General features: G+C 73.4%; 13 protein-coding genes and 1 pseudogene. 7 read left to right on the top strand and 7 right to left on the bottom strand.

The genetic code is table 11. From position 1 onward, the window contains the following. The first annotated feature begins 123 nt into the window (after positions 1-123). Complete coding sequence (locus ACSNOC_RS09305; protein ID WP_436746829.1) at positions 124-681, top strand: GNAT family N-acetyltransferase; 558 nt, start codon at positions 124-126, stop codon at positions 679-681. An 18-nt stretch (positions 682-699) separates the two neighbouring features. Here ACSNOC_RS09305 and ACSNOC_RS09300 read toward each other — a convergent pair. Then, a pseudogene (locus ACSNOC_RS09300) lies at positions 700-1635 on the bottom strand (mechanosensitive ion channel family protein); the annotation flags it as partial. A 250-nt stretch (positions 1636-1885) separates the two neighbouring features. On the opposite strand from ACSNOC_RS09300, the gene ACSNOC_RS09295 reads away from it, so the two are divergent. The 4 genes from ACSNOC_RS09295 to ACSNOC_RS09280 all read left to right on the top strand — a co-directional run bounded on the left by ACSNOC_RS09295 (position 1886) and on the right by ACSNOC_RS09280 (position 5195). Continuing rightward, on the top strand, positions 1886-2422 hold the full coding sequence (locus ACSNOC_RS09295) for an HNH endonuclease (protein ID WP_436746820.1): 537 nt from the start codon (positions 1886-1888) through the stop codon (positions 2420-2422). 180 nt (positions 2423-2602) lie between these two features. Beyond that, on the top strand, positions 2603-2866 hold the full coding sequence (locus ACSNOC_RS09290) for a hypothetical protein (protein WP_436746819.1): 264 nt from the start codon (positions 2603-2605) through the stop codon (positions 2864-2866). Continuing rightward, entirely contained in the window at positions 2866-4938 is a 2073-nt protein-coding gene (gene malQ, locus ACSNOC_RS09285; RefSeq protein ID WP_436746818.1) for a 4-alpha-glucanotransferase, read from the top strand. The genes ACSNOC_RS09290 and malQ overlap by 1 nt, the downstream gene beginning before the upstream one ends. 44 nt (positions 4939-4982) lie before the next feature. Further along, positions 4983-5195 carry a hypothetical protein gene (locus ACSNOC_RS09280; RefSeq protein ID WP_436746828.1) on the top strand — a complete coding sequence of 71 codons (213 nt, stop codon included), beginning with the start codon at positions 4983-4985 and terminating at the stop codon, positions 5193-5195. Positions 5196-5222: 27 nt separating this feature from the next. Here the strand turns inward: ACSNOC_RS09280 and ACSNOC_RS09275 are convergent, their stop codons facing one another. The 5 genes from ACSNOC_RS09275 to ACSNOC_RS09255 all read right to left on the bottom strand — a co-directional run bounded on the left by ACSNOC_RS09275 (position 5223) and on the right by ACSNOC_RS09255 (position 14645). Beyond that, the gene (locus ACSNOC_RS09275) at positions 5223-7013 is read right to left on the bottom strand and encodes a caspase family protein (protein ID WP_436746817.1); all 1791 of its coding nucleotides are present in this window, start codon (positions 7011-7013) and stop codon (positions 5223-5225) included. Then, positions 7010-7369, bottom strand: coding sequence for an effector-associated constant component EACC1 (locus ACSNOC_RS09270; protein ID WP_436746816.1), 360 nt, complete (start codon positions 7367-7369; stop codon positions 7010-7012). Before ACSNOC_RS09270 ends, ACSNOC_RS09275 begins: the two co-directional genes overlap by 4 nt. 146 nt (positions 7370-7515) lie before the next feature. After that, entirely contained in the window at positions 7516-10083 is a 2568-nt protein-coding gene (gene pepN, locus ACSNOC_RS09265; protein WP_436746815.1) for an aminopeptidase N, read from the bottom strand. 133 nt (positions 10084-10216) lie between these two features. After that, on the bottom strand, positions 10217-13552 hold the full coding sequence (locus ACSNOC_RS09260; RefSeq protein WP_436746814.1) for a S8 family serine peptidase: 3336 nt from the start codon (positions 13550-13552) through the stop codon (positions 10217-10219). Positions 13553-13658: 106 nt separating this feature from the next. After that, entirely contained in the window at positions 13659-14645 is a 987-nt protein-coding gene (locus tag ACSNOC_RS09255) for a hypothetical protein (RefSeq protein WP_436746813.1), read from the bottom strand. A gap of 240 nt (positions 14646-14885) precedes the next feature. On the opposite strand from ACSNOC_RS09255, the gene ACSNOC_RS09250 reads away from it, so the two are divergent. Beyond that, the gene (locus ACSNOC_RS09250; RefSeq protein ID WP_436746812.1) at positions 14886-15029 is read left to right on the top strand and encodes a hypothetical protein; all 144 of its coding nucleotides are present in this window, start codon (positions 14886-14888) and stop codon (positions 15027-15029) included. A gap of 424 nt (positions 15030-15453) precedes the next feature. On the opposite strand, the gene pepN (ACSNOC_RS09245) is transcribed toward ACSNOC_RS09250, so the two are convergent. Continuing rightward, entirely contained in the window at positions 15454-18045 is a 2592-nt protein-coding gene (gene pepN / locus ACSNOC_RS09245) for an aminopeptidase N (protein WP_436746811.1), read from the bottom strand. A 167-nt stretch (positions 18046-18212) separates the two neighbouring features. Between pepN (ACSNOC_RS09245) and ACSNOC_RS09240 the strand changes: the two genes are divergently transcribed. Further along, positions 18213-18842, top strand: coding sequence for a DsbA family oxidoreductase (locus tag ACSNOC_RS09240; RefSeq protein ID WP_436746810.1), 630 nt, complete (start codon positions 18213-18215; stop codon positions 18840-18842). Positions 18843-18867 lie beyond the last annotated feature (25 nt).

Below are 18867 nucleotides of genomic sequence, written 5' to 3'. Positions count from 1 at the left end.
GCGAGATCTTTGCCGTGATCGCCGACGCGCGGGGCTTCTCCGGTCCCGTTCCCCGCAATCACGCGGGTGGCCGCCGGGCGGTTCCGCACGCACGGCAGGATCGTCCTATGACCAGTCAGCCCGATTTCGTGCTGCCGACCACTGTCCGCCTCTCGGGGCACGGCGTCCACCTCAGGCAGTGGACCGAGGAGGACGCCGGACTCATGGCGGACCTCTTCGACGACCCGGAGATCGCCCGCTGGACGCCGCTGCGGTCGCCGTTTCGGCCAGGACGCCGCCCGCGAGTACCTGAGCAACGCGCTGGCCCGCGCGGCGGCCGGCACCCGGATCCAACTGGCCATCACCATCGATGGGTTGACGCCGCTGGGTGAGGTGGTGCTGCTGCCGGACGAGGACGGCCGCCGCGAGGTGGAACTCGGCTACACGGTCGGCCGCGCCCACCGCCGCAAGGGACTGGCCGCGCGGGCGCTGCGGGTGCTCACCGGCTTCGCCCACCGCGAGCTGGCGCCCGCCCGCGTGGTGCTGCGGATCGACCGGGACAACGTGGCGAGCGCCGCGGTGGCGCGCGCCGTCGGCTACCGGCTCACGGACGACGAGCCGATGGCCAGGGACGGCGCGCACCACCGTTTCACGCTGCTGACGTGGGAGCACGCGCCGGAGTCCGCCCCCGCGCGGCACTGACGCGCGCGCCGCCGCACGTTACGCCTCGCCGCCCCCGCCCCCGCCGCCGTCCGCCGGGGCCGGGCCGCCGGCCGCCGCGCCGGGCGCGCCCGCGGGCAGCGACGGGCCCCCGGTCTCCGCCCGCGCGATGCCCGCGCCGTCCAGCGCCCGCTTGATCCGCCAGCGCAGCTCCCGCTCCACCACCGGGCCCTTGCCCGGCTGGGTCCTGGCGATGACCCGCAGCACGAGCTGCTCCCCGGCGACCGACTCGACGCCCAGCACCTCCACCGGCTCCCACAGCAGCTCGTCCCAGGGCGGGGTCCCGGCCAGCTCGTCACCGACCATGGCGATCAGCTTGCGCACCTGGTCGAGGTCGGCGCCCGCGTCGACGGACACGTCGACCGCCGCGGTGGCCCACCCCTGGCTGAGGTTGCCCACGCGCTTGATCTCGCCGTTGCGGACGTACCAGGTCTCGCCGGTGTCGCCGCGCAGGGTCGTCACCCGCAGCCCGATCTCCAGCACGGTCCCGGTGGCCTCACCGACGTCGATGGTGTCCCCGACGCCGTACTGGTCCTCCAGGAGCATGAACAGGCCGCTCAGCACGTCCGCCACCAGGCTGCGCGCCCCGAAGCCGATCGCCACGCCCGCGATGCCCGCGCTGGCCATGAGCGGCCCCAGCCGCACCCCCAGCTCGTCCAGCACCATCAGGCCCGCCGTGCCGAGCACCAGCACCGAGGCTGTGCTGCGCAGCACCGAGCCGATGGTCTCCGAACGCTGCCTGCGCCGCTCCGGGTTGACCAGCAGCCCGCCGAGGGCGGCCGAGCGGCGCTTGGCGCTGTCCTCGCGGTTCAGCCGGGTGATGAGCCGGGTGATGGCGCGGCGCACGACGAAGCGCAGGGCGAACGCGATACCCAGGATCAGCGCGATCCGCAGCCCGGACGCGAGCCAGGCCTCCCAGTTGTCTCCCATGCGTCCCCTTCAGTCCTCTCCCGCCCGCCGCACTGCCCCTGTCACCGGTCCACGGTAGTCAGGGCGCCCGCCCCGCGAGAACGGACAGGCCACGCGGGGAAGGTGGGAAAAGCGGGAGACAAGGGAGCCGTGTGGCGAACGACACAATCAGTACATTTCGCGATCGTGGTGGCGCGGGCGGCCGTGCGCGGGACACACTGAGGGAGATCGTCCCGGCGCGAGCCACGTGCCGCCGACGGAAACGGAGGGCGTTTTCGTGCCACACGTCTTGGTCCTCAACGCGTCGTACGAGCCGCTTGGGGTCGTACCTGTCCGCCGTGCTCTGATCCTGCTCCTGAACGACAAGGCCGTCAGTCTGGAGGACTCCGGCTCCTTCATGCGCAGCGCCACCGACGCGATACCCGCCCCGAGCGTCGTACGGCTGAAGCGCTTCGTGCGCGTCCCCTACCGCACGGCCGTGCCGCTCACCCGCCGGGCGCTCTTCGCCCGCGACGGAGGCCGCTGTGCCTACTGCGGCGGCGTCGCCACCAGCGTCGACCACGTCATTCCGCGCAGCAGGGGCGGCCAGCACGCCTGGGACAACGTCGTCGCCGCGTGCCGGACCTGCAACCACATCAAGGCCGACCGGCATGTCTCCGAGCTGGGCTGGCGGCTCCGACATACGCCCGGGCCGCCGACCGGACTGGCCTGGCGCATCATCGGCACCGGCCACCGCGACCCGCGGTGGCTGCCGTACCTGCGGCCCTACGGCGCCGACGACGCCCTGGCCAGAATCGAGGGCAGACCCGCCTGACCCCGACGGGCCGCCCCCTCCCCGCCGCGAAAAATCCCGCCCGGCACCGGCCGCCGCGGAAAATCTTCCGCCGCGGAGCACGTGAGCTGCGTCGCTTTCCCGTCGCGGGAATGGATGCGGTGCCGTTGACTGGGTAGAGCACCCCCGACAGCCCGCCGCCGTCACCGAACGGAGTTCCCCGTGGCCGGAGCCGCCCGGACCATCGACGACCTGGTACCCGACCTGGCAGTGCCTCCCCGGACCGCGTCCCGGCCGGTGCCCCATCCGGACGGGCCCGCCCTGACCCGCATGCCCGAGGGGACCTCCGCCCGCGAGGTCCCGCTGACCAGCGAGCCGCCCCTGGGCGACCTCACCCCCCTCACCGCCGAGCAGCCGCTGGCCGTCCAGCCACCCCTCACCGCGGAGCCCAACGGCCGCGGCGGCGCGGAGGCCGGCGAGGTCTGATGGACCGGCTGTCGCGCCTGGCCGCGACGCATGGCGTCGCCACCTCCTACGAACCGGCGCCCGGCCGCCGGGTCACGGTCCCCAGGGACACGGTCGTCGCCGTCCTGGCCGCCCTCGGCGTGGACGCCGGCGACCCCGGGGCCGCCGCCGCGAAGCCCCGGCTCCTGCCGCCCACCGTGGTGGTCCGCGAGACCGGCCACGACCCCGGCCGTGCCGCCGCGCCGCCCCTCGTGCCCGTGCCCGGCCTCCCGGCGGGCACCGCGCTGCGCGTCGGGACCGAGGACGGCACCGACCGCGCCTACGACGACGGCCCGCTCCCGCCCGGCTGCCACACCCTGCGCGCCGAGGCTCCCGACGGCCGCACCGCACGCGCCACCCTGATCGTCGCCCCCGCCCGGCTGCCCGCCCCGAAGGGCCGCACCGCGGGACTCCTGGTCCAGCTCTACTCGGTGCTGTCCGACCGCTCCTGGGGCATGGGCGACCTGGTCGACCTCGCCGACCTCGCGAGCTGGGCCGGCCACACGCTGGGCGCGGGCTTCATCCAGGTCAACCCGCTGCACGCGGCCGTCCCCGGCACCTCCGGCGAGGCCACCGACCCCTCCCCGTACCGGCCCGGCACCCGCCGCTTCGCGGACCCCGTCTACCTGCGCGTCGAGGACATCCCCGAGTACGCCTACCTCGACGCCGACGCCCGGCACCGCACCGACCAGATCCTGGCCCGCGCCGCCGCCCTGCGCGCCGCCGTCCTGGGCAAGGGCGCGCCCATCGACCGCGACGCCGTGTGGGCGCTGAAGCTCCAGGCGCTGGAGACCGTCCGCCGGGTCCCGCTCGGCCCCGGCCGCGCCGCCTCGTACTGGGCCTACCTCGCCCGCCAGGGACAGGCGCTGGAGGACCACGCCACCTGGTGCGCCCTGGCCGAGCTGTACGGGCCCGACTGGCGCGCCTGGCCCGCCGGGCTGCGGGACCCGCGCTCGGCCGAGACCGCCCGCGCCCGGGGCGACCACCTGGAGCGCATCGACTTCCACAGCTGGCTGGCCTGGCTCACCGACGTCCAGCTCGCCCGCGCCCAGCGGACCGCCGAGCTGGCCGGCATGCCGATCGGCCTCGTCCACGACCTGGCCGTCGGCGTCCACCCGCACGGCTCGGACGCCTGGGCCCAGCAGGACGTGCTGGCCTCCGGCATCTCCGTCGGCGCGCCGCCCGACGCGTTCAACGACCGCGGCCAGGACTGGGGCCTGCCGCCCTGGCGCCCCGACGCGCTGGCCGAGCGCGGCTACGTCCCCTACCGCGAGCTGCTGGCCGCCCTGACCCGGCACGCGGGCGCGCTGCGCGTCGACCACGTGATGGGCCAGTACCGGCTGTGGTGGATCCCCGAGGGCGCCGCGCCGCACGAGGGCACCTACGTGTCGTACGACGCCGACGCCATGCTCGGCGTCCTGGCCGTGGAGGCGCACCGCGCCGGTGTGCCGGTCATCGGCGAGGACCTGGGCACCGTCGAGCCGGGCGTGCGCGCGGACCTGGCCGGGCGCGGGGTGCTGGGCACCTCGGTGCTGTGGTTCGAGCGGCACTGGGAGCGGCGGAAGCAGCCGCCGCTGCGCCCCGAGGAGTGGCGCGCGGCCTGCCTGGCGACGGTCACCACGCACGACCTGCCGCCCACCGCGTCCCGCCTGGACGGCAGCTACGTCCGGCTGAAGGAACGGCTCGGCCTCCAGGACGACCCGGCCGAGGCGCTGCGCTCGCTCATGGCGGAGAACGCCGAGTGGCTGGACACCTTCGCCCGCCTCGGTCTGCTGCCGCGCGGCGCCCCCGAGGAGCAGCGGATCGCCGCCGCCTACCGCTTCCTGGCCCGGACCCCGGCCGCGATGGTCGGGATCTGGCTGCCGGACGGCCTCGGGGACCGCCGCCCGCAGAACCTGCCGGGCACGTGGCGCGAATACCCGAACTGGCGCCTGCCGATCGCCGACGCCACCGGCCGCCCGGTCACCCTGGAGGAGCTGACCGCGTCGTCCCGCGTCGCGGCCCTGGTCGCAGCGGTGCGCGAGGAGCTGGCCCGGCCTGCGGCGGGGCCGTGAACGGGCGGCGGAGGGCGTTGGCTACTGTGGTGTCCGTGGTCAACCTGAACAAGAAGCGCGCCCTCGCCGTCTCGCTCGGCACGGTGCTGCTGACGCTGATGACATCCCCGGCGGCCCAGGCCCTGAACCGGGACGACGGCGACGACCCGGGCAGCGGCCTGAGCGTGGCCGAGACGCTCGGCCTCTTCGTGCTGACCCCGATCGCCCTCTTCGCCCTGATCGCCGGCCTGGTGGTGCTGAGCGACCGCAGGCGCTGACGCCCCGCCGCCCGGCGGCCCCCGCCGTCAGGCGTACGGCAGCCGGGCGACCACACGCGCGCTCTCGCGCTCCACGGCCACCTTGCCGTACTTGTTCACCAGAGCCAGGTAGAACAGGCCCGGCGCCGAGGGGGCCCAGAGTCCGGCGCGCTCCGGGTCGAAGATGAACCGGGTCACCGGCTCGATCTCGAAGTCCACCAGTTCGTGGCGGTCGTGCTCCCACTTGTCGGACACGCCGCGGGACCGGCGGGCGATGAACTCGTGCGAGGTCACCTGGCGCAGCCGCGCGTAGAACAGGGCTCCCCACTGGTGGGTGCTCTTGTCGAGTGTCAGCGCCAGCAGGGACAGCCGGTACTCGCCCGCGCTGAACCCCAGTTCCTCGCTGACGCCGCGGCGGGCCACGTTGAAGAGGCTGGGGGCCTGGCGCGCCGCGTTGTCCACCACCCGGGACAGGGCCTCGTTGGCCGAGGAGTTCCAGGTGCCGGGGTGCGAGCCCACCATCTGGCTGCGCCGCGAGACGATCAGCTTCTCGTCGCGGGTGACCACGGCGACGTTCGTGCCGAAGGACGACGCCATGAACGCGGGCACCTCCAGCGGGTCGTACGGGTCGAGGTACCGGCTCCTGGGTGTGGTGCCGTCCGCGAACGGCCGGTCGAGCTCCTGCGTGGCCCGGAAGGTGTAGTAGTCGGAGTTCTGGAGCTGGATGTAGATCTCCGGGGCCTCCGTCTCCGCGACGCGCCCGATCGTGATCCGGTCGACGGCGTAGTTGAGCCCGTTCCAGAAGTACGGCTTCCCCGCGCGGCGCAGTGCCTCCTGCTCGGCCTCGATCTCCGCGCGCCACTGGGCCATCTCCTCCGGCAGTTCGACATCCTCGTCGATCGTCCGCACGTGGACGGAGCCCTCCTGGATGACGCTCTCCCCGTCGCCCTCGACGATCAGCAGATCGGTGCGCATCGGGCCCCACGTGAACGGCTCCCAGGACGCGCTGCCCGCGAACTGCTCGACGGCCCGGTCCAGGCCGGGCGTGGCGGCCTCCCCGGCGCCGGCTCCGGCGGCCGGCGTCCGGGCGGCCCCGGCCAGCGCGCGGTTCCGCACCAGGGCCAACTGGCCGCCCAGCGCCCGGTTCTGCTGGTCCGGCCGCGGAAGGTCCCGGGCGACCAGGTTCCGGCTGACCCGCTTGAAGATGGTGTCCATGTCGAGGATGTCGGGCGCGCCCTCGATGCCCGCCTCAAGGGTGCGTACCAACTCCCCGGTGAACGCGGTGTACTCGGCGTCGACCGGGGCGACGGCCAGCCGGGTCGGCGTGGTGGCTGCCCAGACGACGGCCCCGTGTACCTCCATCTGCCCGGACCCCATGAGCACCCCCATCTCCTCGCTGGCGGCGTGGCCGCTGTGGCAGCAGTCGAGGATGACGATGCGGCGAGTGGCGGGCGAGTCGCCCTGGAGCAGCGCGGAGCGCACCCAGTCGTAGTGGACGGAGTTGTAGCGCGCGGCCGACCGGGGCTTGCGGGTGTTCCTGAGCGCCAGGTACAGACCGCCCTCGTCGGCGAGCCCGTGCCCGGCGAAGTAGAAGATCAGCGCGTCCGTGGCGCGTTCGGCCGCGGTCTCCAGCACTGTCATCACCTGGTCCGCGTGCTCCGGGTTCCGGACGACGTGGCAGTTCGCCCGGGGCAGCCCCCAGTAGGCCGGGTCCGTGAGGATCCGGCACAGCGAGTCCAGGTTCCGGTCCACCGACTCGATGTCGGGGTGGTATTCGTACCGCGAGCCGCCGACGAGGACCGCCTGCGACCGCCGCGGGTGCGGCAGCCGGGAGTTCACCTGGCGTCCTCCCCGTTCTCGTGGAGTTCCCGCAGCAGCGCGCGGACGTCATCGACGGTCGCGTCGGGCGGCAGGACCCGGTCCTGCCCGTCGAGCCTGATGGTGCGGGACCGTTGCTTCGTCCGGGACGACAGCCAGGTGGCCACGGACACGGCGAGCCCGGCGACCGTGACCACGTCCCCGGCGATCACGTGCACGGCCTCCAGCACCCCGCCCATGGTCCCCGGCGGTTGCTCTCCCTCGACCAGCTTGACGGTGGCCGTCCCGGTGAGCTCCGGATCCTGCCTGAGCCAGCGGACCAGGGACAGCAGTTCCGCCTCGTCCTCCGGCCCCGTCCCCACGATGGTGAATTCCACGGCGAACCCCCTGAGGCATCAAATCCCCTTGAGAGAACAGGATTCAGCGCCCGGGGGACCCGGTCAACCCGCTACCGCCGACGGCACCGGCCCGGGGTCGCGGCGGCTGTGGCCGCGGGCCCGGGCCGGTCGGTGTCGGCCGGGGATCAGACGGCCGCCGCCGCGTCGGCGGCCTGGGCGTTCAGGGCGCGTTCGATGCCCGCGCGGGACTCCGTGACCAGGCGGCGCAGCGCCGGGGACGGGTCGGCGGAGTCCAGCCAGGCGTCCGTGGCCTCCAGGGTGGCCCGCGCGACCTGGATCGCCGGGTAGAGGCCGACCGCGATCTGCTGCGCCATCTCGTGGCTGCGGCTCTCCCAGACGCCCTTGAGCGCCTCGAAGTACCTCTCCGTGTACGGCGCCAGCAGCTCCCGCTGGTCCGTCTGCACGAAGCCGCCGATGACCGCCTCCTGCACGGCGTTGGGCAGCTTGTCGTCCTCCACCACCGAAGCCCACGCCTCCGCCTTGGCCTCGGCCGTCGGGCGGGCGGCCCGGGCCGTGGCGGCGTGGCGCTCGCCCGCCGAGGTCGGGTCGCGCTCCAGCTCCGCCGCGATCTCCGCCTCACCCGCCCGGCCGGTGGCGGCCAGCCGCTGGAGGAACGCCCAGCGCAGCTCGGTGTCGACGGTCAGCCCCTCGACCGTCTCGGTGCCCGCCAGCAGCCCGGCCAGCAGCGCGAGTTGCTCGTCGGTGCGGGCGGTGGCCGCGAACGCCCTGGCCCAGGCGAGCTGGTGGTCGCTGCCGGGCGCCGCGGCCCGCAACTGCTCCAGCGTCGTCGCGGACCAGGTCGCCAGGCCCGTCTCGCGCCAGGCGGGCGCCGCGTACAGGTCGAGCGCCAGCTTCACCTGCCGGTGCAGCGACTGCACCACGCCGATGTCCGTCTCCTTGGTGATGCCCGAGAGCACCAGCGACAGGTAGTCGCGGGCGGCCAGCTCGCCGTCGCGCGTCATGTCCCAGGCCGAGGCCCAGCACAGCGCGCGCGGCAGCGACTCGGTGAAGTCGCCCAGGTGCTGGGCGACGACCGCCGTGGAGTCCGGGTCGAGGCGCACCTTCGCGTACGACAGGTCGTCGTCGTTGAGCAGCACGACGGCCGGGCGGGCGCGGCCTTCCAGTTGCGGCACCTTCGTCAGCTCGCCGTCCACGTCCAGTTCGACGCGCTCGGTGCGGACCAGCGCGCCGTCGGTCAGCTCGTACAGGCCGATGGCGATGCGGTGCGGGCGCAGCACGGCCTCGCCCTTGGCACCGGCGGGCAGCGCGGGGGCCTCCTGGCGGACGGCGAACTCCGTGATGTTCCCGGCCTCGTCGAGGATGATCTCGGGCCGCAGGATGTTGATCCCGGCGGTCTCCAGCCACGCCTTCGACCATGCCTTCAGGTCACGGCCGCTGGTCTCCTCCAGCGCGGTCAGCAGGTCCGTCAGCCGCGTGTTGGACCACTCGTGCCGCTTGAAGTAGGTCTGGACGCCCCGGAAGAACTCCTCCTCCCCGACGTAGGAGACCAACTGCTTCAGCACGCTGGCGCCCTTGGCGTAGGTGATGCCGTCGAAGTTGACCAGGACGTCGTCCAGGTCGCGGATCTCCGCCATGATCGGGTGGGTGGAGGGAAGCTGGTCCTGCCGGTAGGCCCAGGTCTTCATGGAGTTGGCGAAGCTGGTCCACGCCTGCGGCCAGCGGCTGCCCGGGGCGTGCGCCTGGCAGGCGATGGAGGTGTACGTGGCGAACGACTCGTTCAGCCACAGGTCGTTCCACCACTCCATGGTGACCAGGTCGCCGAACCACATGTGGGCCAGCTCGTGCAGGATGGTCTCGGCCCGCATCTCGTAGGCCGCGTCGGTGACCTTGGAGCGGAAGACGTACTGGTCGCGGATGGTGACGGCGCCCGCGTTCTCCATCGCGCCCGCGTTGAACTCGGGCACGAAGAGCTGGTCGTACTTGGCGAACGGGTACGGGTAGTCGAACTTCTCCTGGAACCAGTCGAAGCCCTGCCGGGTGACGTCGAAGATGGCCTCGGCGTCGAGGTGTTCGGCCAGCGAGGGCCGGCAGTAGATCCCGAGCGGCACGGTGCGTCCCTCGCCCTGCCAGCTGCTGTGCACCGAGTGGTACGGGCCGGCGATCAGCGCCGTGATGTACGACGAGATGCGGGGCGTCGGCTCGAACCGCCAGATGTTGTTGTGCGGTTGGGGTGTCGGGGAGTTGGAGATGACGGTCCACCCGTCGGGGGCGGTCACGGTGAACTGGAACGTCGCCTTCAGGTCCGGCTGTTCGAAGCAGGCGTAGACCCGCCGCGCGTCCGGCACCTCGAACTGCGTGTACAGGTACGCCTGCTGGTCCACCGGGTCGACCGAACGGTGCAGCCCCTCACCGGTGTTGGTGTAGGCGCAGTCCGCGACGACGCGCAGCTCGTTGTGTCCCTGCGCCACCGAGGGCAGCGCGATGCGGGAGTCGGCGAAGACCTCGGACGGCGACAGGGCCACGCCGTTGAGGACCACCTCCTCCACCTCGGGGGCGATGAGGTCGATGAAGGTCGAGCCCGCCTCGCGGGCGGTGAAGTGCACGGTCGTCTCCGAGCGGAAGGTGCCCCCTTCCTGCGCGCCGGAGAGATCCAGGGTGATCTCGTAACTGTCCACGCCGAGCAGCCGTGCCCGCTCCTGCGCCTCTTGCCGGGTCAGATTCGTGCCAGGCACCTGGTGGTCTCCTTCTTCCTGTCTCTTCGCCGCCATCCTTCCACGCCGAGCGCCACCGGGGCGGGTGCGGCGGATGCGCCGCCCCCGCCCCGGTGAGGTGTTCCGGACACGTTGGTGAGGCAGCGTCAGGGAGTCACTCGGTCACGTGCTCCACGAGGATGTGGCCGGTGCCGACGAGCGTGCCGGCCTCGTTGACGAGCCGGACCTCCCCGAAGACCTGGCGGTCGGCGCCGGCCGCGAGCGCGGCCCCGGCCACCGTGACCTCCGCCGCGACCTCGGCCGACTCGCCGGTGCCCAGGTCCACGGACTGCCCGGTGTCCACGGCCACCGTGCCCAGGCCCGCGCTGAGGTACGCGTCGCGGTAGGCGAAGGTGGTGCTGCCGCTGGGCACCGCGTACCCGTGCACCTCGATGGTGTAGGTGCCGGCCGCCGGGTCGTCGATGCGCACGACCTCGTCGTCCGTCGGGCTGGTGGAGGCGCCCACCTCCTCGCCGTCCAGGTACACGTACAGGTCGAGGTCGGCGCCCGGGTCGGACGCGTCGCTGATCCCGACGGTGAACGAGGAGGCGCCCTCGGGCAGGCGCACCTCGCTGGTGACGTACTCACCGGGCGTGATGGTGGGCGTGGCCGACAGGGCGGAGCCCAGCTCCCCGGCCTCCAGCGAGCCCTCGACCGGCGCGAAGCCGTTGGTGACGTCCCAGGTGACCGGGACCGGCGTGCCGACCCGCGCCTCCTCCACGGTCACCGTCCCGGGCTCGAACGTGGCGCCGAGCGCGGTCGCCGTGACCGTGTACGGGTTGTCCAGCAGCGGCGACGTCCGCCGGGACTCGACCTCGATCTCCCACACGCCCGGCGCCGGGTCGGCGTAGGACCGCAGGTCGGGCCGGCAGGCGTTGGCCGGGTTGTCGTAGTTCGGGTAGCACTGGGTGGTGGCGGACTCGTCGGCCGGGGTGCCCTCGGGCGTGATGGCGATCCAGCGGGTCTGGCTGCCCTCCGCCAGCCCGCTCATCGCGACCTGGAGCGTGCCGGTGCCCTCGGGCACGGTGACGAAGTACGAGGTGGTGCTGTTGCGCTGGGCCGTGCCGGACTCGGACAGGGTGTACGCCGGGCCGTCGAGTTCCTGCGGCACGACGACGGTGGACAGGATCTGCTTGTCGGTACCGCGGGTCGCCGGGTCGTCCACGGTGAGGATCGCGCTGTGCGCGCCGAGCGAACGCGGCTTCGCCTTGATCTTCACGGTGACGGGCGTGTTCAGCGGCAGCTTGACCGAGCCGGAGCCGACGATCCGGAAGGTGTCCTCGTCGTTGTCGGCCAGGTCCAGCTCGTGCCGTACGGAACGGTCGGGGCCGGTGGTGCGGGTGATGGTGATCTCGTAGGTCTCGGACTCGCCGACCGCCGGGGCGGATTCGCGGTCGTAGACGCCGTCGCCGGAGCCCGGGGTGTCCAGGAAGCCGTCGAGGGTGTGGTCGACCGGGGCCGAGACGGTGTACTCGTGGGCCGTGGCGCCGCGGGTGATCAGCCGCCAGGCGCCCTCGGTGTCCATCAGGCCGGTGCCCTGCTCGTGGGCCTGGACGCCGCGGATCGGGTCGGCCGAACTCATCAGCGCGGTCCGCAGATCGGCGGCCGACAGGTCGATGCCGCGCTGCTCCGCGGCGGACAGCAGCAGCGCCGAGGCGCCCGCCACCTGCGGCGAGGACATGGAGGTGCCCTGGAGCATGGCGTAGCCCGGCGGCAGGTCGTACCCGGCCTCCGCGACCGGGGCGCCGGCCATCCAGGTGGGCACGGTGTTGATGGAGGAGCCGGGACCGACGATGGTCGGCTTGAACCCGCCGTCGTCGCGCGGGCCGACGCCGGAGAACGGCATCATCGCGTAGTCGGTGCGCACCTCGGAGCCGTAGTTGGCGGCCCAGGTCTCGCGGGAGACGGCGGCGCCGACGCTGACCACCCGCTCGGCCACGGACGGGTCGCTGACGGTGTTGGTGCCGGGGCCGTCGTTGCCGGCGGAGATGAACAACTGCACGTCGTGGGTGTCGATCAGCTCGTTGTAGAGCTGCGCCCGCGCGTTGTTGCCGTCGTTGAGGGCGGGCAGGCCGCCGATCGAGACGTTGACGAGGTCGACGTCGCGGTTGACGACGAGGTCGATCATGCCCTCGAAGAGCGCGGTGTAGGTGCAGCCGCCGGTGAAGAGGCAGGCGCGCGAGGAGACGATGGTGGCGCCGGGCGCGGCGCCGTTCATCTCGCCGCCGAACAGGCCGTTGGCGGCGGTGATGCCCGCCACGTGGGTGCCGTGGTCGCTGGAGACGATGCCGATGTTGACGAAGTCGCGGACCTGGCCGACCCAGTCGCCGCCCAGGGGGTCCATCGGGACGTCCTCGCGGATCTCGACCACGAACGGCATGGTCTCCGCGACGGCGGTCTCCGGGTCGTCGGTGCCGAACCAGCCCACCTGCCCGCTCTCGCCGTACGGCTCCATCGCGGCGTCGTCCGTGAAGTCGGCGTCGCCGTCCAGGTCGACGCGGACCGTGCCCGCCTCCGGGTCGTACAGCAGCGGCCAGGAGTCGGTGGTGTCACCGTCCCGGTTGACGTCGCCGCCGACCTCGCCGACGGCGACGGACTCGCGGAAGGTGCTGATCAGGAAGGTCCTGGCGGGCGCGGTGAACTCCCGCCCGGAGTAGGTGAACGACGGGCCGGAGACGGAGGTGAGCATCGCCCGCCACGAGGCGTCGCCGTCGATGATCGGGTCGGTGGCGGTCACCCAGTCGGTGATCTTCCGCTCGCCGGTGGTGGTCTCCCGCAGCGCCGGATGGGCCAGGTCGACGCCGCTGTCGAGGACGCCGATGGTGATGCCGCGGCCGTCGTAGCGGGGGTTGTCCTCGACGAACTCCACGGCGCCGGTCTCGTGGGACGGCTGGTAGGGGTTGACCGCCGGGGTGTCCTCGTCGGGTCCCGGGTAGGTCTGCTCCACGGTGGCCCGGTCGCCCGCGCCGGACTCGGGTGCCGGGTCGGGGACCTCGATGACGTCGTTGAGGTCGATGGCGAGGACCGAGGACAGCCCGGCCACCTCGTCGATGGCGGCCTCGGCCCGGCCGGTGGGAACGGTCGCCCGGACATAGCCGATCTCGTCCTCGGTGAAGCCGACGGAGGCGCCCGAGACGCCGTCGAGCTGCTCCGCCACCTCCGCCGTCTCGCCCGGCTCGGCCGCGATCATCATCGTGACGAACGGCTTGTCGGCGGCCCTGGCCTCGGCGAGGAGCGCGGCGTCCTGGGTGCCGAACTTCTCGCCGAGCGGCTTGTCGGTCCCCGCGTCGGTCCCGCCGTCGGCCGGGTCGCCGGCCGCCACGACCGGGGTGGCGCCGGTCAGCGCGAGGGCCGCCACCAGGCCGGCGGCCAGCGCCGTGCGGCGCAGGCGACCGCGGCCGGGGTCGCCGGCCGGTGGGGTTATGGGCTGGTGTCTCAGTGACATGGGCATCCTTGTTCGGAATCCGGAGCAGGATGACCGGTCATCATACGGAAGGGACCGTGGGGAAGGGAGAGGGCCTTGGAGTTGACGCGTTCCGGCCCGTCGCGTTCGCGTGTCAGCGCGGCATGACCACGACGTAGGTGGCCTGGGCCCGGCCGGGGGACGCCCGCAGGGCCTGCCGCACCGCTTCGGCGGGTAGCCCGGGCGATTCCCGGAGTTTGCGCGGCGTCACCCGGATCAGGGTGATGCCGAGCCCGGCCAGCGTCTGCCGGACGCGGTCGTGCTCGGCCCGCTCGGCCTCGTCCGCCCGCTGCCGAGGCAGCCGGGCGTCGATCTCCACGGCGACGGCCTGCTCCGGCCAGTACGCGTCCACGGCGCACAGGAACGGCCCGTCCGGCAGCCACAGGCCCACGTTCCAGCACGGGTCGGGCAGGCCCGCCGTCCGCACCGTCTCCAGCAGCCGCTCCTCGGCCATGGTCCGGCCCTCCACGAGCAGCGTGTCCACGGCGGCGGCCACGTGCGGGTGACCGAGCAGCCGGGCGCGGGACAACTCCCGGACGACGGCCTGCGGATCGCAGTGCCCGCCGCGCACGGCCTCGGTGAGCAGCCGCCGTACGGCGAGCGGGTCGGGCAGCCGGGCGATCGCGTCGGCCAGCGCCCGGGGCACGGGGGCGACCGGGAATCCGCCCAACTCCACGGGCCGGGGCAGGCGGTGGGTGCGGACCACGCGGGCGAACCCGGCCGTCCGCAGCCGCCGGGTGCGCGGCACCAGCACGTCCACCCGGTCCAGCGCGGTCAGCGGCGGCGCCCCGGTGAAGCCGTGCAGCGCGAGCGCGGCCAGCCCGCTGACGACCGCCTCGCCCTCCCGGCCGCCGATGTAGCCCAGGGCGGCACGCAGGATCTCCTCACCGGTGGGCGGCCCCGCGTGCAGCAGGAACACTCCGGGCAGCGGCATCTGCCAGGGCCCCCCGGGCCGGCAGCGCTCGTGCGCGGCGGCGAGGGACACCCCGTGCTCGCGAAGTTCCTGGCTGGTCATCACGAGCCGCCGCGCATCGGTGAGTTGGTGCAGCGGGCGGGGGGCGAACGGCGAATTCTCTTTCATGCCCGGCCGATTCCCACCTGTGGTGGCTCAGGCAACCCTTCGTTACCCATCCGTTGGTAAACAGGGACAACCCCGCTCAAAATGAACTGACGTTCGGGCCCGGGACGGGCACGCCCGTACGAAGGCCGAACGGACCGGGGAGCTCGGACGGCCGGAGACCAGCACGCCGTCCCGTCACGGGCGCGGGCCGCCACGTGCTCTTGCCACGGCTGGGGATCGTCGCGGGCGATCTCGCCCCCCATGCGCGCGCAAGCCTCGGCGTGTGCCCAGGAGGGAAGGCGGCGCCGCGGGTGGGCATACCAGGACGCGCTGCCGCGCCCGTACACCGACTTCATCGCCCTGGAGGCGGACGCCACCGACATCCGGACCTTCCGGCCGACCTGATCCCCGGGCTGCTCCGGACCGAGGCGTACCTGCGGATGCTGATCCACGCCGACCCGTCGTTCCTGCCGCCGCCGACGTGGACGAGTCGATCGCGGTCCGCCGTGAACGGCAGGCCATCCTCAAGCGCGAGCAGCTCATCCCTCCGGGCGCAATGACCGAGCTCCGTCACCTGGTGATCCAGGTGCTGCCGCACAGCGCCGGAGCCCATGCGGGACTCCACGGCGCCTGCGCTCCCACCGGCATCGGCCCCCGGCGCGGGAGCAGGCGCAGCGGCGTCAACGGCGACTGCGCCGAGGCCGCGGAGGTGGCCTGCCTTCGCGGACGGTGGGTGGTCCGCGTTCGTCGAAGCGGCGAAACGCGGCACCTTCGGCGCCTGACGGCCGGTGCCTTGCCACGGCGCGAACGCCAGGGCGAGGCACCGGCGCTACGCGTCCCGCTCCTGGGCCCGCAGGGCGCGCGCCAGGTCGTCGCGGGATTCCAGGATCAGGCGGCGCAGGGCCGGGGGAGCGTCCTCGTGGGAGGCCAGCCAGGCGTCCGTGGCGGCCAGTGTCGCCCGGTCGCCCTGGAGGGCGGGGAACAGGCCGCGCACGATCGTCATCGCGATCTCGATCGTGCGCTCCCGCCACACCCGGTCCACGACGGCGAAGTACCGTGCCACGTACGGCTCCAGCAGCGCCTGCTGGCCGCTGCGCGCGAAGCCGTCGACGGTCGCCTCGACCAGCGCGTTGGACAGCTCGTCGGACTCCACGACCTGCTCCCACGCCGCCGCCTTCACCTCGGCCGACGGCCTGGCCGCCAGGCAGCGCACCTGGTGCCGCCTGCCCGACGCGGTGTCGTCGCGGGCGAGTTCGGCGGCGAGGTCGTCCTCCCCGGCGTGGCCGTGCGCGGCCAGCGGCAGCAGGAACAGCCAGCGCAGCTCCTGGTCGACGTCCAGGCCCTCGATCCGGGCGGAGCCCGCCAGCAGCCCGGACAGGAGCTCGAAGTCGGCGTCGGAGGCGGCGCTGCCCGCGAAGAAACGGGCCCACGCCAACTGGTGGTCGCCGCCGGGCGCGGCCCGCCGCAGCTCGCCGAGCGCCGCCGCCGCCAGCTCCGCGCCCGCCGCCGCGCGCCGGGCCGGGGACGTGTAGTGGTCCAGGGCGGTGTGCGCCCAGGCGTGGACCATCTGGAGCACGCCGATCTCCGTCTCCGCCCCGGCGAAGTCCCGTACCAGGGCGAGGAAGTCGCGGGCCGGCATCAGCCCGTCACGGGTCAGGTTCCACAGCGCGGACCAGCACAGCGCGCGGGCCAGCGGGTCCGCGATCTCGCCCAGGTGGCCGCGCAGGGTGTCCAACGAGCCCTCGTCGAACCGCGTCTTGCAGTACGTCAGGTCCTCGTCGTTGACCAGGATCAGCTCCGGCCGCTCCGCACCGGCCAGTTCGGGCACCACCGTGCGCGGCCCCGTCACGTCCGCCTCGGCGCGGGCGTACCGCACCAGCGGACCGCCGGGCTCCGCGCGCCGGTAGAGGCCGATCGCGACCCGGTGCGGGCGCAGCACCGGGTGGCTCTCCGGCGCCTCCTGGAGCACGGACAGCTCGGTGACGCGCCCGGCGGAGTCGTAGGTGGCGTGCGGCGTCAGCGAGTTGACCCCGGCGGTCTGGAGCCACGCCTTGGCCCAGGCGCCCATGTCCCGCCCCGAGGTCTCCTCCAGCACCGCGAGCAGGTCCTCCAGCCGCGTGTTGCCGTAGGCGTGGCGGCGGAAGTAGCGGCGGGCGCCCTCCAGGAACGCGTCGCGGCCGGCGTAGGCGACCAACTGCTTCAGCACGGAGGCGCCCTTGGCGTACGTGATGCCGTCGAAGTTGAGCTTGGCGTCCTGCAGGTCGCGGATGTCGGCGGTGACCGGGTGCGTGGAGGGCAGCTGGTCGGCGCGGTAGGCCCATGCCTTGCGGCGGTTGGCGAAGGTGATCCAGCCCTCCTCGAACCGCGTCGCCTCCACGAGCGAGAAGGCGCCCATGAAGTCCGCGAAGGACTCCTTCAGCCACAGGTCGTCCCACCACTCCATGGTCACCAGGTCGCCGAACCACATGTGCGCCATCTCGTGCAGCAGCGTGTTCGCCCGCGCCTGGTACGCCGCCCGGGTGGTGCGGCCCCGGAAGACGTACTCCTCGCGGAACGTCACCAGCCCCGGGTTCTCCATCGCGCCGAGGTTGTACTCGGGCACGAACGCCTGGTCGTACTTGCCGAACGGGTACGGGTAGTCGAAGTGCTCGTGGAAGAAGTCGAAGCCCCGCTTGGTGGTGTCGAAGATCTCCTCCGGGTCGAAGTGCCGCGCCAGCCCCTTGCGGCACAGCGCGCCCAGCGGGATCTCCAGCCGTGAGCCGTCGGGCAGTTCGCGCGTGTAGTGGTCGCGCACGTGGTGGTACGGCCCGGCGAGCACGGCCGTGATGTAGGTGGAGACCGGGGGCGTCGGGGCGAACGTCCAGGTGGCGGCGGACCCGTCCGGCAGCTCCTCGCGGCCGGTCTCGGTGCCGTTGCCGAGCACCGTCCAGTGCGCGGGCGCGGTCACCGTGAGCGCGAACGGCGCCTTCAGGTCCGGCTGTTCGAAATTGGCGAAGACGCGGCGCGCGTCGGCCGGTTCGTACTGCGTGTAGAGATAGGTCTCGCCGTCCTCCGGATCGGTGAAGTGGTGCAGCCCCTCACCGGTGTGGCTGTAGGCGCAGGCGGCGTCCACGATCAGCTCGTTCTCCGCGGCCAGCCCGGTCAGCGCGACGCGGGTCCCGTCGAAGACCTGGTCGACCACGAGCGGCTCGCCGTTGAGCGTCACCGAGTGCACGTGCGGCGCGAGAAGGTCGGCGAAGGTGTCCGCGCCCGCACGCGCGCAGGAGAAACGGACGGTGGTGGTGGAGCGGAACGTGCGCGGCCCGGCGGCCGGCGGCGGCTCGGACGCGGACCGCAGGTCCAGCGCCACCTCGTACCCGTGGACGGTGAGCAGTCCGGCCCGCTCGCGGGCCTCGTCACGGGTCAGGTTCTCTCCGGGCACGATGCGCCTTCCCTTCGCTCTTGCGGGCGCGAGTCAGCATGTCACGGCGGTTCCGGACCGCGCACGCGGAATGCACCGGGGGTGCCGTGGCGTTGCCCGCTTGACCGCATGGACTGCCGTGACCACCCCCCTGACCACCGCCGTGCCCGGCCGACGAGGAGCCCCCGATGCCCGAGAAGATCCCCGCCGACTTCTGGTTCGACCCGCTGTGCCCGTGGGCCTGGATGACCTCCCGCTGGATGCTGGAGGTCGAACGGGTCCGGCCGGTGGAGGTGCGGTGGCACGTGATGAGCCTGGCCGTGCTCAACGAGCCGCGCCTGGACGAGATGTCCGAGGAGTACGTCGCGCTGATGAAGTCGGCCTGGGGCCCGGTGCGGGTGTGCGTGGCCGCCGAGCAGGAGCACGGCAACGAGGTGCTGGGGCCGCTCTACACGGCGCTCGGCACCCGTTTCCACAACCAGGGCCGGGAGCGGGACCGCGAGACGCTGGTCGAGGCGCTGACCGAGGCCGGGCTGCCCGCCTCGCTGGCCGACGCGGCGGAGACCGACCGCTGGGACGCCGGGGTGCGGGCCTCGCACAAGGCCGGCATCGACCTGGTCGGCCAGGACGTCGGCACGCCGGTGATCGCGGTGCCGGGCGCCGACGGCCGGCGGACGGCGTTCTTCGGCCCGGTCGTCACCCCGGCGCCGAGGGGGGAGGCCGCCGCCCGGCTGTGGGACGGCACCCTGCTGGTGGCGTCCACGCCCGGCTTCTTCGAGATCAAGCGGACCCGCGACGCCGAGCCGAGCTTCGACTGAAGCCGACCGGACACGGCCCCCGCGC

The organism is Streptomyces sp. URMC 129, from assembly GCF_051386415.1.
Lineage (GTDB): Bacteria > Actinomycetota > Actinomycetes > Streptomycetales > Streptomycetaceae > Streptomyces.
The sequence above is the reverse complement of the archived record's forward strand: the minus strand, read 5'-3'. Positions and strand labels throughout refer to the sequence as shown.